We start from the raw sequence: 14,033 nt of genomic DNA on the forward strand, positions 1-14,033 counted from the left end.
AGGGGACGGGCGGGGTCGGGGGCGGGAAGCGGGTGCGGCCGCACATGCGGCAGCCAGCGGCGCCGGCCCCGGTGGGCGACGACGGGCGGGGCCTCGGCTGCGAGCAGTTCGGCGACCACCTGCTCGGCCTGTCGCTTCGGGCCGTCGGGCGCGTCGGGCGCCAGGTCGACGACGGTGCAGGCGAGGCCGGGATACTCCCGCGGCAGCACCTTGGCGGCGGCGGTGAGCAGGGACTGTTCGGGATGGCGCAGGTCGCCGCCGAGCACGTCCTGGCCACCGGCCGTCGCGATCAGCAGTCGTCGGGGGGTTCCCCGGTCGGTGCGGGCCAGTGCCCGGACGGTGTCCAGCACGCTGTGCAGGCCGCGCGCCTTGGCCTCCTCGACCGCTTCGAGACCGGTCACCGGGCGCTCCGCGTTCCACAGGTGTGCGACGAGGTCGACGGTCACGCCCCGCTCGGTGAGGGTGTCGACGAGCCTCTGATGGGCGTCCGGGTCGGCCGGGTCCACGCCGTGGTCGTCCGCGGCGCCGTCGGCCGGGTGCCCGGCGGGCCGTACGCGCACCGCCCGCACACCCCGCTCCCGCAGCAGTCGGCACACGCGGTCCCCGAGGTCGCCGTCCCCGAAGACCAGGCAGGTACGGCCGGCCGGGTCGGGGCCGGGAACCGGGCTGACCGCGCTGTGCCAGCCGGTGCGGTACGTCCACCGTGCGGGGTCCGGGACGCGGGCGGGCGTCTCCCGGCCGGCCGGGGGGCCGCCGGCCGTACCGGCATCCGGCGACGCCGGGTCCCCGGCCCGGCGGGCGAGCAGGAGGGTGGCGTCCGCGGTCGGTTCGGCCGGGCCCGGCACGGCCCCGTCGACGGCGAGGCCGGCGGCCCGCAGCGCGGCGCACCACTCCTCGGCGGACAGCAGCGGTCCGCCGCACCGGCCGTCGCGGGCGTTCCACCACCCTTCGGTGAGGCCCCACACCATCGGGATCCAGCGGTCCCGGGCGGTCGTCTCGGTCAGCGCGAGCGTGCCGGCGGGTGCGAGCAGGGCGCGCAGCCGGCGCAGGGTGTCGTCGACGTCCGGTGTCGCGTGCACCACGTCGAGGCCGACGACCAGGTCGTACGAGGCCGGGGAGAAACCCTGGGCGGCGGGGTCGGCCGTGATGTCGAGAACCGCGGTCTCGACCGTGCGGTGCCCGCGCAGCACGCTCTGGGCACGCAACTGTGCCACGAAGTGAGCGCTGACGTCGGTGACGGTGCAACGGGCGGAGGTCCCCTCCAGTGCGGCGACGAGGTGCTGCGTCAGCCGTCCGCCTCCCGCGCCCACCTCCAGCACCCGCAAGGGCCGGTCCCGTCCGTCGGCCAGCCGCCGGGCGAACCGCGCCACCGTCGAGGCGAGCGGGTCGACCCAGGAGTACGGCGTGGTCCGCTCGGTGAGGAGCCGGGCCGCCAGGTCGCCCTCGCCGTGCGGGTGGAGCACGGCGAGTCCCGCTCCCGGCCGGCGCAGGCCGTCGCGGTAGCCGCGTCCGCAGTTCAGCAGCAGCTCCGCGATCCCGGCGACGTCGGGGTGGCGTGCGCGGATCCGGGCGGCGTGCCCTTCCGGGTCGGCGGGCCTCGTGGTGTTCAGGGTGTGGCGCGCCCCGTCGCGTACGACGAGCCCGTCCTCGACCAGCAGGGACAGCTGGTACTCCAGGAACGGCCGGTAGGCGGGCAGCGTGCCGAGGCGGGTGGCGAGTTCGTCGACGGTCCGGCCCGCGCGCAGGAAATCACCGTGCGGGTCGTCGGTGAGGTGGGCCAGGGCGAGCTCGGCGCACAGTCCGTCCAGGGCCGCCTGTGCCGCGGGCCGGTCCGCGAGGGTGGACGGGCGTTCCCGGCCGACCGCGTGGCGCAGCTCCTCCAGGACCGGGGCGAGCGCGCCGGCCGGGACGGCGGGAGGTCCGACCCAGTGGCGGGTGCGCCGGAAGACGTGCCCGGGCACCGTGGCACGCCGGGCTCCCCGGTCACGGTGGAAGGTGTCGAGTTTCAGGTCGACGCCGGCTTCCCACAGGGCGGCGAGCACCGGTGCCGGGCCCTTGCCGGTGGGGCCGGGAGGCGACCAGGCGGTGCGGCGGAGCGCCGGTGTCGAGACGGGACCGCCAGGGGGGCCGAGGCGGACGTCGAGCAGGGGCTCGCCCGGACCAGGGTCCGGGTGGGGGACCGGCTCGGCCGCGTCGCCGGTCGCCGGGGTCCCGAAGTCGGGACGCCGGAGGTGCCGTCCGGTGAAGGGACCGTCGCCACGGGCGCCGAGGCAGGGCAGGGACGACGCCGACGGCGCCGGGTCGGCGAGGACGGCGGCGCGCTCGCCGGGTGTGGCGGCCGTCAGCAGACGCAGCGCCTGTACCGGGGTGAGCATCCCGGCGACCACGGCCGCGGTGAGCTCGCCGGTGCCCGCGCCACTCACGGCGGCGGGGCGCACACCCCACCCAGCCAGGGCCTCCGCCAGGGCGTACTGGACGGCGAAGGCGGTGACCGGCGCCCCGGTCGCGGGATGGGGTGGGCGAGCGTCGTCGGGGCGCCGCACGATGACGTCCGCGCGGGCGGCCCGGTCGATCAGGGCGTCCAGGGCCCGGGCCACGGCGGGCTCCGCGGCGAGCGCGGCGAGGTCGGCCCGGCTCAGAGCCGTCGGATCGGGCAGGGTGAACACCACACGGCGGGCGACGGCGGATTCCTCCGGTGCCGCCGCCAAGGCCCGTACGGCGGTGGCGGTGTCCGTGGCGAGCACCGCCCTGCGGTGGGGGAAGGCGCGCTTGCCCGAGAGGCTGCGCGCGACGTCGGCGAGGGGCGTGCCGGGGGCCTCGATCAGGTGGCGCCTGAGCCGGGCGGCCGTGCGACGCAGGGTGTCCCGGTCACGGCCGGACAGTAGCAGCGGGGTCTCACCGCCCGGCTCCGGCCGGGGACTTGGGGCCGGGGGTTCCTGCAGGACGACATGGGCGTTGGTGCCGCCCACGCCGAAGGAGCTGACACCGACACGGCGATTGCCGCGCGGGCCGGGCAGCGGCCGCGCCTCGGTCGTGACGTAGAACGGGCTGCCGGCGAAGTCGATGGCGGGGTTCGGGGCACGGAAGTAGGGACTGGGGGGTACGGTGCCCTCCCGGGCGACGAGGACGCCGGCGATGAACCCGGCGATGCCGGCCGCGGCGTCCAGGTGGCCGATGGCCGCCTTGAGGGAGCCGACGGCGCAGTACCCGCGCCGGTCGGTGGTGTGGCGGAACGCCTTGGTGAGGGCCTCGATCTCGACCGGATCGCCGAGTGCGGTGCCCGTGCCGTGGGCTTCGACGTAGCCGACGGTGTCGGCCGACACACCGGAGTCCGCGTGGGCCTCGGCGATCACCTCGCTCTGGCCGCGCACGCTGGGCGCGGTGAAGCCGATCTTGTCGCGGCCGTCGTTGTTGAGGGCCGAGCCCAGGACCACCGCGTGGATGTGGTCGCCGTCGCGGACGGCGTCGGACAGGCGCTTGAGGAGGACCATGCCGGCGCCGCTGCCCCCCACGGTGCCGTCGGCGGCGCGGTCGAAGGGGCGGCAGGCACCGCTCGGGGAATAGATGCCGTCGGGGGCGTGGAGATAGCCCTGTCGCTGGGGCACTTGGAGGGAGATCCCGCCGGCGAGCGCCAGGTCGCACTCGTAGGACTGCAGGCTGCGCGCGGCGAGGTGGACGGCGGCGAGGGAGGACGAGCAGGCCGAGCCGACGGCGATGCTCGGTCCGCGCAGTCCGAGCCGGTGGGAGACGCCGGTGGCGAGGAAGTCCTTGTCGTTGTGGACGAGCAGGGACAGTCCGCCGAGGGCCCGTGCGGCCTCTGAGCCGGTCAGCAGGTTGCGCACCAGGTAGGAGCTGAAGCTCGCCGAAAGGAACACACCGACGGGGCCTTCGGTCTCGGCGGGGTCGTAACCGGCCGACTCGAAGGCGTCCCAGGCGACTTCCAGGCCGATGCGGTGCTGGGGGTCCATGATCTGCGCCTCGCGGGGCGCGTACCCGAAGAGGTCCGCGTCGAAGAGGTCCACTCCGTCGAGCAGGCCCTCGGCACCGACGAAGGCGGGGTGGCCGACGACGCGGGGACGGCCCGGGATGTCGGCCGCCTCCTCCGCGCTGAAGTGGCGCACCGCCGAAAGCCCGTCGCGGAGGTTCGCCCACAGCTGCTCCGGGGTGTCCGCACCGGGCAGCCGGCACGCCATGCCGACCACAGCGATGGTCTCGATGTCCTCGTCGCCGGTCGCGGGTGTGTACGCGGGAACGCTCACCGTCCGGCCTCCGGCGCACGGCGGCCGGCGGCCGCGGAGCGGCGCCGCCTGCGTCCGCGGTCGGCCGCACCGGCCGTGTCCTCGGCGGCGCCGGGCTCGTCACCGCGTGCCATGACGCCGGCGAAGCGCTCGGCGATGGCGGCCACGGTCGGCCAGGTGAACAGGTCGACGAGCGTGAGGTCGGGATGGACGGCTTCGCACAGTCTGCGATGCAGCTTGAGCAGGAGGAGGGAGTTGCCGCCCAGTTCGAGGAAGTTGTCGTGCAGTCCGACGCGCGGCAGGTCGAGGACCTCGCACCAGATCGTCGCTACGGCCTTCTCCAGCTCGGTGCGCGGTGGTGCCGCGAGCGGGGCGGTCGCCTCCGTCCGGACGGGTTCCAGCGCGAGCCGGCGGGTCAGTTCGCCGCGGTCGAGCTTGCCGTTGGAGTTGAGCGGCAGCTCGGCCCGGATCCGCAGCTCGGCGGGGATCATCGCCCGGGGCAGCCGGGTGCGCAGATGGGCGAGGAGGTCGGAGGTGAGGGCCTGTTCGCCGGCCACGTCCTCGGGGCGCACCTTGACGAAGGCGACGAGGCGGGTGGGCGTGCCGTCGTGACGCTCCACCACGACCGCCGCGTCGAGCACCGCCGGGTGGGCGCGGGTGACGGTCTCGATCTCCTCGGGTTCGATCCGTACGCCGCGCAGTTTGATCTGCGAGTCGCGGCGGCCGAGGAAGACCAGTTCGCCTCGGCCGTCCACCCGTGCCTGGTCGCCGGTGAGGTAGAGGCGTCCACCGCCGGTGCCGCTCGCGGGGTCGGGCGCGAAGCGTTCGGCCGTCAGCCGGGGGCGGCCGACGTAGCCCCGGGCGAGACCCACGCCCCCGATGACGATCTCGCCGGCGACTCCGACGGGAACCGGGCGGCTGCCGCGGTCGGCCACCCACATGAGCACCGTGAGGAGGGGGCGCCCGATGGTGGGAGGCTCGTCGGAGTCGAGGGGGACGCGGATGTTCGCGGAGTGTGTGGTGGTCTCGGAGGGCCCGTACAGGTTGTGCACGCGCACGCCCGGCACCCGGCGGGCCAGTCGGTCGACGACGCCGCGCTGCAGGGTCTCGCCGCCGATGTTGACGGTGCGTACCGAGCGGGGGATCGCGTCGGCCTCGGCGAGGGTGTCCACGGCCGTGGGCACCGTACTGAGCAGGGTTGCCGTGGCGGCCGCGGGCATGTGGGGCACGTGCAGGGCGTTGTCGCCCAGCAGGACGGTGCCGCCGTGGGTGAGGGGTGCGAAGAGTTCGAAGACGGAGACGTCGAAGGACACCGAGGTGGTGGCGAGGACGGCCGTCAGTTCCTCGGCGGAGAAGGTGCGGCCCGCCCAGCGCAGGAAGGTGTCGAGGTTTCCGTGCTGGAGGGCGATGCCCTTGGGCCGTCCGGTGGAGCCGGAGGTGAACAGCACGTAGGCGAGGCTGTTCGGGTGGACGTCCGTGTCCGGGCCGAGGAGGTCGTGGCCGGGATGCCGTACGACCGGGTCCGTGTCGTCGTCCATGACGATCACGTCGGCGGGATCGGTCAGGTCGTCGAGACCGGTGGAGTGCAGAAGGTCCCGCTCGGTGACGAGCAGGCCCATGGACGCGTCTTCGATCATGCCGCTCAGCCGCTGGGTGGGGTAGGCGGGGTCGAGGGGCAGGTAGGCGGCGCCGGCCTTGAGAACGGCGAGCAGCGTGACGGGCAGGTGGGTGGTCCGGCGCAGGCACACGCCGACGACGGTCTCCGGGCCGGCCCCACGGGCCACGAGTTCCCGGGCGAGCCTGTTGGCCCGGTGGTTGAGCGCGGCGTAGGTGAGGCTGTGGGCGCCGTGGACGACGGCCACGGTGTCGGGACGGCGGCGGACCTGTTCCTCGAAGCGCCGGTGGGCAGGCGTCCACCGGTCGGGTGCGTTGGCGACGGTGTGTGCGGCGTGCTGGGTGGCGGGCCAATACGGGCCGAGGGCGCGCCGTTCCGTGCCGTCCAGCAGGGGCAGGTCGGCGACGGCGCGTTCGGGGGCGCTCACCGCGGCGGTCAGCAGCGCGCGCAGGTGGCGGGCGGCGGCGTCGGCCTCGGCGCGGTTCGCCGAGCGGCTGTCGACGTCCAGGTCGAAGGAGATCTGCCGCTCGTCCTCGGTCGCGGTGACGGTGAGTTCGTACTTGGCCGCGGCGGGCGCGACCGGCGCCAGCGTGGTCTCCACGCCGTCCAGCCGGGGCAGCGGCGGTGCCTGCTGGTAGGCGAAGAGCGCGGAGAAGAAGGGGTGGACGGTGGGGGTGGCGTCGGTGTGGAAGTCCTCGACGAGGCGTTCGAAGGGCACACCCCGGTGTTCGTGGGCGTCCAGCCAGGCCCGGCGGGTGCGGCGCAGCGCCGCCCGGAAGGGCAGGCCACCCGTGCCGAGACGGACCCCGACGGGGAGCAGGTTGACGTACAGGCCGACGCGTCCGGCGTCCTCGGCTGCGTCGCGCAGGGCCACCGGGACACCGACGACGACGTCCTCCTGTCCACCGTACCGGTGCAGCAGGCAGATCAAGGCCGTCAGCAGCACGAGCTGCGTGGTGCACCCCTCCTCGGCGGCCAGGGTCCGCAGGCGGCTCAGTCCCGTGCCCGACAGTGTGCACCTGCCGCTGACGAGGGCGGCCGAATCCGTGGCGGGACCGGCGGCCCTCCGGCGCCCGGCGAGGACAGGAAGCACCAGGGGTTGTGCCGGTACGTCGGCCAGGGTGTCGCGCCAGTACGCCAGGCTGTCCGCCGGGACCTGCCCTGCCTCGGGTACCGGGAGCCCGTCGTGCGGTGCGGCCGGCCCGGGCCGGCCGTGGGCCGGTTCGCGGTAGGCGTGCTCCAGTTCCGCGCACACGACGGGCAGCGATCCGCCGTCGAAGACGATGTGGTGGGTGAGCAGGACCAGCAGATGGTCGTCGGGAGCGGCACGCAGCAGGATCCAGTGGGTGACGGGTCCGTGCGTGAGGTCGACGGAGCGGGCGGAGGCGGCGTCCAGGAACCGGCGCGCCTCGGCGTGGAACTGCTCCGGGGGCAGGCCGGAGAGATCCACCAGCCGCAGCGGCGGCCCGTCGGGGAGGACGCGGGCCACCGGCTCGTGCCCGCCGGGTTCCACGGGGAAGACGGTGCGCAGAGCCGCGTGACGGCGGGTCACGTCGGCCAGGGCGGCGCGCAGGGCGGCGACACGGAGCGGGCCGCGCAGCCGGAGCGCGATCACGACGTTGTAGGCGGGGTTGTCCGGGGACAACCGGTGGAGGAACCACAGGCGCTGCTGCCCCGGGGTCAGGGGATGGAGCCGGGTGTCGCCGTAAGTGGGGATCATCGGTCTGCCGCTTCGGCCGACGCCGCGGCGATGCCCCGTTCCACCGGCCCCTCGCCGCGCCGTGCCGCGTCGATGACGGCGGCGAACTCCGCCAGGGTGGCCGCGTCGAACAGGGCGCGCACGGTGATGCGGGTGCCGAAGGCCTTGTTGACGGCCGTGGTGACCTGCATCGCGCGGAGCGATTCACCGCCGAGGTCGAAGAAGCCGGAACGTGCGCTGACCCGTTCCAGGCCGAGCACCCGGCACCACACGGCGGCGATCATCCGTTCGCTCTCGGTGGCGGGTTCGACGTGCGGGACGCCGGACCGCTGGGTGACGGCAGGTGCGGGCAGAGCGGAGCGGTCGACCTTGCCGGTCGCGGTCAGGGGCACGGCGTCGAGGACCGTGACGTGGGCGGGGACCATGTAGCGGGGCAGCCGGTCGCGGACGAACTGCTGCACGCGCAGGGCATCGAGGGCCGCCCCCGGCTGCAGGACGACGTGGGCGGTCAGTTCCTTGCTGCCGGAGGGGCCTTGGTGGACGGCCACCACGGACTTGTGGACATCGGGATGGGCGTCGAGAACGGCCTCGATCTCGCTGAGTTCCACGCGGAAACCGCGGATCTTGACCTGCTGGTCGTCGCGTCCGACGAACTCCAGGTCGCCGCCGCTCAGACAGCGGACCACGTCACCGGTGACGTAGTGCCGCTCGCCGGGGGCGGCGGCGCGCGCGGCGGGCCGGAAGGCGGCGGCGGTGGCCCGGGGGCGTCCGAGGTAGCCGCGGGCCACGCCGGGACCGGCGACGAGGAGGGCGCCGGAGACGCCCACCGGCACGTCGTGGCCGTACGGATTGACCACACGGGCGCGGCTGCCCGCGATGGGCCGGCCGATGGGCAGATGGGGCCGGCCGGTTCCCGGACCGCCCGTCCACACGGTGCTCCACACGGTCGCCTCGGTCGGCCCGTACTCGTTGTGGAGCGAGGCGCGGGGGACCCGGTCGAGGGCCAGTTCGCCGAGCGCCGAGGGGCAGGGTTCGCCGGCGGCCGTGACCACGCGCAGGGCGTCCAGCTCGCCGTCGCCGGCCTCTTCCAGCACGGGCACCAGCAGGGAGGGGATGGCGAGCGTGTGCGTGACGCGTTCGCGAACGAGCCGGTCGAGCACGTCGAGCGGTTCCAGCTGGGCTCCCTCGGGCGGCAGGACGAGCGCGCCGCCCTCGGTGAGAGTCCAGAAGATGCCGGCCACGGAGCTGTCGAAGGCGAACGACGACAGGAGGAGGAAGCGGTCCACCGGGTCGGGGTAGGTCGCGCTGCGCGCGCGCAGCGAGGCCACGACGTTGCGGTGCTCGACGACGACGCCCTTGGGCTCGCCGGTCGACCCGGAGGTGAACAGGACGTAGGCGGCGTTGCCCGGGCCGGCCTGCGGAGCGGGGCGCGCTCCGCCCGGCTCGGGCACGGAGGCTGTGCGACCCAGCGGGTCCAGGGTCAGTGCGGTGGTGCCGGCGGGCACGCGGTCCTTCCGGGCGTGCTGCGCGATGACGAGGCCGACGCCGGACGCGGCCACGATCGACGCCAGCCGGGCCTCGGGCAGGGCGGGGTCGAGCGGCACGTAGGCGCCGCCGGCCTTGAGGACGCCGAGGATGGCGATGATCTGTTCGGCGGAGCGGTCGGCGAGGACGCCGACGGGCACCTCGGCGCCGACGCCGTGGGCCCGCAGGGTGCGGGCCAGTTCACTGGCGCGCCGGTCCAGGGCCGCGTAGGAGATCGAGCCGCCGGACCACTGCACGGCCGTGGCGTCGGGCTGCGTGCGGGCCCTCTCCTCGAAGAGATGGTGCAGGCAGCGGTCCTCGGCCGCGGGCAGGTCGGGTCCCTGCAGGGACTTCAGGGTGCGCCGGTCGCCGGCGGACAGGAAGTCCCGGGCGTCGTAGCGGCCGTCCGGGTCACCGGCCATGGCGGTGAGGACCCCGACATAGGCGTCGGATATGCCGCGCATCAGTTCGTCGGTGAACTGGAGGCTGTCGTACTCGATCCTCACCTCCAGGTCCCCGTTGTCGCGGTTGAGGCGGAAGATCCCGCAGAACGGGAACGTCGACTCGCCGTACAGCTCGTCGGCGACATGCCGGACGCCCCGGGCGCGCCAGCGGTCCAGCACGCGGAAGACGTGGTAGTCGGTGAAGAAGAACAGTGTCTCGGCCAAGGGCTCGTTGCCCTGGTGGCGCTTGAGTTCCGCCATGGGAAGCCGGCGGTGCGGCATGGTGGCGCGCTCCGATGCGAGGCTCGCGGCGACCAGGTCGCGCCAGGTTCCGCCGGGCATCGCGACGCGGTGGGCGAGGCTGTTGACGAACAGGCCGATGGCGGTACTGCCGTCGGTGTCCTCGGGGCGGCCGTTGGTGACGGTGTAGCTGAGGGTGTCGGTGTGTCCGCCGAACAGCGACATCACCCGCATATGAGCGGCCATCAGCACGGTCTTCAGCGGGACGCCCTCGTCCCGCGCGAAGTGCTTGAGCGCGTCGGAGAGCTCGGCGGTGACCGGCACGGCGAGCCGGACGATGTCCCGCGCGCCCTTGTCCGCGGTCTGTCCCACCTCGATGCGGGGCAGCCGCATCAGGGAGGCGTCGGCCAGATACGCGTCCCAGAAGTCGTACTTGCCGCGGTCCTCCAGCGCCTCGAGTTCGAGCGCCACGGCGTCGCGCATCGACGCGGCGGGGGCCCGCAGCTCGATGGGTTCGTCGTACACCAGCGAGAAGTAGTGGTCGAAGATCTCAGTGATCATCAGGGCTTCGCTCCACCCGTCGACGATCTCGTGGTGGAAGCCGTAGGTGAACTGGAACTCGTCGTCGCTGAGCCGCTGCACCATGAAGCGGATCAGGGGGTAGTCGTGGAGTTCGAAGCCGCGCTCCTGCTCCCCTTCGACCCAGCGCAGGACACGGGCTTGCTGCTCCTCGGGGTCGAGGCCACGGAGATCTTCGTGGAACAGGGGTGTGGCGAACGTCCGGTGGACCAGCTGCAGCGGGCGGCTGAAGGTGGACATGTCGAACGAGGCCCGCAGCATGGGATGGCGTTCAACGAGACTGCGGATGACCGTGTCGAACAGTGCCAGGTCGAAGGGGGCTTCGAGGCGCACGGAGGCAATGGCGTGGTAGACGGCCGACTTCGCCGCGAAGTCCCGGTGGAAGATCATGCCTTCCTGGAGCAGGCTCAGCGGGAAGGCGTCCTCGACGTCCTCCGGCATCAGGGCCCGGTCCTCCGCGCTGACCAGGGAGAACGACTCGGTCGGCCGGGTGCGGCCCGGTGCTGTGCCGGCTTCCTGGGAGAGCGCGGCGGCGATCTGACGGACCGTGGGGTGCTCGTGGAGCTGGGCGACGCCGACGGCCACACCCCGGTGCGCGGCGCGTGCCGCGACCATGACGCTGCGGATGGAGTCGCCGCCCAGGGCCAGATAGTCGTCGTCGATGCCGACGCGCTCCAGGCCGAGCACATCGGCGATGACGGAGGTGAGGACCTCTTCGGTGAGGTCGCGCGGTGCCGTGTAGGGACGCTCGGTGAGCAGATCGCGGTCGGGATGGGGCAGGGCGTCCAGGTCGAGCTTGCCGTTGGGCGTCGGGGGCAGCCCGTCCACGAGCATGACGACCGGCACCATCGCGGCGGGCAGGATCTGCCGTGCGTGCTCGACCAGGTCGCGGGGGCGCACCGGAGCCGTGTGGTCGGCAACGGCGGGCACCACATAGGCGACCAGGCGCGATCCCTCGGCGGATTCGCGTGAGGCGCTGGCGACGACAGCGACCCGCTCGGTTCCGGGATGCTCCAGGAGGACCGTGCGCACCTCGTCCGGTTCGACCCGCACGCCGCGGATCTTGAGCTGGGCGTCCAGGCGGCCCAGGAACTCCAGCTCGCCGTCGGGCAGCAGGCGCCCCAGGTCACCCGTACGGTAATGGATCTCCCCGGGGCGGGGGCCGTGCGCGTCGGTGACGAACCGCTCACGCGTGGTGGTCGCGCCGCCGAGGTATCCGTCGGCCAGTCCTGTGCCGCCGATGCGTATCTCGCCGGGCACACCGGCGGGAACAGGGCGGCCCCGGCGGTCGCGGACGGTGACGACGGTGCCCGCGACGGGGCGGCCGACGGGCACCCGGCCGCGGGTGGGCGTGGCGCTGCTCACCTCGTATGCGGTGGACCCGACCACGGTTTCGGTGGGGCCGTACTCGTTGAAGACCCTGAGGCCGGGCAGGTCGCGCAGGGCGCCCAGGTCCTCGGCGTGCAGCTGCTCGCCGCCGAGGACCAGGGTGCGCACCCGGCCCGCCCATTGCGTGCCGCCGGTGAACCGCTGGAGGGCGTCCAGGTGGGTCGGCGTCAGCTTGAGCAGGGAGAGGTCGGTGTGGGTACGCAGCGCGGCGGCCAGTCCGGACGGTCCGATGCCGGGAGGCAGGAGCAGCACCCGTCCGCCGACCGTGAGCGGGGCCAGCAGCGCCGTGAGGGTGAAGTCGAAGGCGAGCGGGGAATGGACGAGGCTGCCCGTGCCCTCGGCGAGGCGGTAGGTCTCGGCGGCCCACGTCAGGTAGTTGTTCAGGGCGCGTCGTGGGACGACCACTCCCTTGGGCCGGCCGGTGGTGCCGGAGGTGTACAGCACGTACGCCGGATCGGTGGATGCGGACCGTGTTTCGGGGGCCGTGTCCGGGAGGCCGGCGACGGTCGCGTCGTCCGGTGCCAGGACGACGGGGTGGGCATCGGGTTGAAGGCCCCGGCAGGTGATCACCGCCGCGGCGGCCGTGTCGGTCAGTACGAACCGGAAGCGCGCGTCCGGGTATGAAGTGTCGTGCGGTACGAAGACCGCGCCGGCGCGCAGCACACCGATCATGACGGCGGGGACGGTGACGCCCCGGTCGAGATCCAGGACCACGCGGTCGCCCGGGCGGACCCCGGCATCGATCAGGCGCCGTGCCCAGCGGTTGGCGAGGGCGTCCAGGGCGCGGTAGGTGAGATGGTCGTCGCCGCAGCGCACGGCCTCGGCGTCGGGTGCACGGAGGGCGACCAGGGCCACGGCCTCGGTGAGGTCGGGCGCGAGGGTCTCGGAGACGGCGCCGACGAGGTCGCTGCCGGGGTCGCCGGCGCTGGTGAGCGGGCAGTCCGCGGGCGGCTCGCCGGGCGCGGCGAGCAGGGCGTCGAGGGCTGTGACGAAGGCGGGGAGGACGGCTTCGGCGGGCACTGCCGCCATGTCCCCTCCGGAGTAGGACAGTTCCCATGCCGTGGTGTCGGCGGTCTGGGTGCAGGTCAGCGTGCGGAGCGGGCGCGGGGCGCGCTCTTCGAGGGCGTGCCAGCGCACTCCCGCGTGGTCGAGGACCGGCGCGGCGGGAACGGCGGCGAAGCCGGCCCACAGCCCTTCGTCCGTCAGCGCGTCGAATCGACGCGGGTCGAGGTGGTCGACGAGTTCCCCGCCACGCGCCAGTTGCGCGGCGACCTCGTCGACCACGGAGTGGAAGGTGGATGCCTCCAGGGCATCGACAACGGTGGGGAAGGCGCGCTCGTACGGACCCGCCGCCTCCTGCACCGTCTCGAAGGCACGCCCGTCGTCGGTGACGGCCAGGGGTATCACCGCCCCGGCGAGTCGTGCGACGGTCACGGTCCAGGCCGCGGCGAGCACGGCTCGGGCGGAGGTGCCACCGGCTGCCGCGAGTGCGGTGATGCGGTGTACGCGGTCGCTGTCGAGGAGCATGGTGTGCTCGGGCGCTGCCGCCGGGACGGTGCGTGTGCGGACGGGCCGGTGCGCCGCGGCCCAGGCGGTGGCGGTCGCCAGAAGCGTGTTCCAGTGGTCGCGGTCCTCGGCCGACTCCTCGTCGGCGAGCAACTCCAGGTTCCAGGCCGCCACTTCCGGATACTGCGTGACCTCCCCCTCGGGCTTCGTCCCCGCGAGGCAGAGGGCGGCCTCCCGTGCGGCGATCCGCAGCGTCCGCCGATCGGCCGCGAGGACACTCGCGTTGAGGACCAGTTCGGCGCGGCCCGGGCGCACGACCAGCAGTGCGCGCAGGGCGGGGGCCTGCGGCCGGGCGAGAGCCGCGGACCAGGTGCCGCGGATGGTTCGCGCCGCCGCTTCGGCAGCGTCGTCGTCACCTCGGTCGGACAGATCCACGACGTCGAGAAGATCCGCCGGTACGCCGTCGACACTCTGGACGGGTTCGGTGCGCGCAGCCGCGGCGCGCACGGTGGTACGCAGCGCCTCGTGCCGTTCGACGACGGAGGTCAGAGCCCGGCGCAGGCGTTCCACGTCCCAGGCGCCACGCAGGACCCACGACGACTCACGCCGCGCGGCGGTGCCGTCGGGACGGGAACGGGTGACACGGGTCCACAGAGCGGACTGAACAGGGGAGGCTGAGTACGCAGGAAACGCTGCCGGCAATGTGTGACACTCCCCCAGTGAGAATCCACGCCTGATGGGCAAACCCATGCTGCTCGCGGGGACTTGGTCAGAATCCCACCGGCACGGGCATGTGACTC

At 74.0% G+C, this 14,033-nt stretch carries 3 protein-coding genes; all 3 read right to left on the minus strand.

Annotated elements, in window-relative coordinates:
• The coding region (locus EBH09_RS04570; RefSeq protein WP_121745686.1) for a beta-ketoacyl synthase N-terminal-like domain-containing protein at positions 1–4,259 on the minus strand (4,259 nt) is incomplete at its 3' end.
• Entirely contained in the window at positions 4,256–7,573 is a 3,318-nt protein-coding gene (locus EBH09_RS04575; protein WP_121745687.1) for a non-ribosomal peptide synthetase, read from the minus strand. The genes EBH09_RS04570 and EBH09_RS04575, both read right to left, overlap by 4 nt.
• Entirely contained in the window at positions 7,570–13,983 is a 6,414-nt protein-coding gene (locus tag EBH09_RS04580) for a non-ribosomal peptide synthetase (RefSeq protein WP_121745688.1), read from the minus strand. The genes EBH09_RS04575 and EBH09_RS04580 overlap by 4 nt, the downstream gene beginning before the upstream one ends.
• Positions 13,984–14,033 lie beyond the last annotated feature (50 nt).

It is taken from the genome of Streptomyces sp. E2N166, from assembly GCF_003671715.1.
GTDB lineage: Bacteria > Actinomycetota > Actinomycetes > Streptomycetales > Streptomycetaceae > Streptomyces > Streptomyces thinghirensis.

Coding starts and splice junctions, on each gene's coding strand:
- EBH09_RS04575 (WP_121745687.1), bottom strand. CDS start 7,573: ATGATCCCCACTTACGGCGACACCCGGCTCCATCCCCTGACCCCGGGG.
- EBH09_RS04580 (WP_121745688.1), bottom strand. CDS start 13,983: ATGGGTTTGCCCATCAGGCGTGGATTCTCACTGGGGGAGTGTCACACA.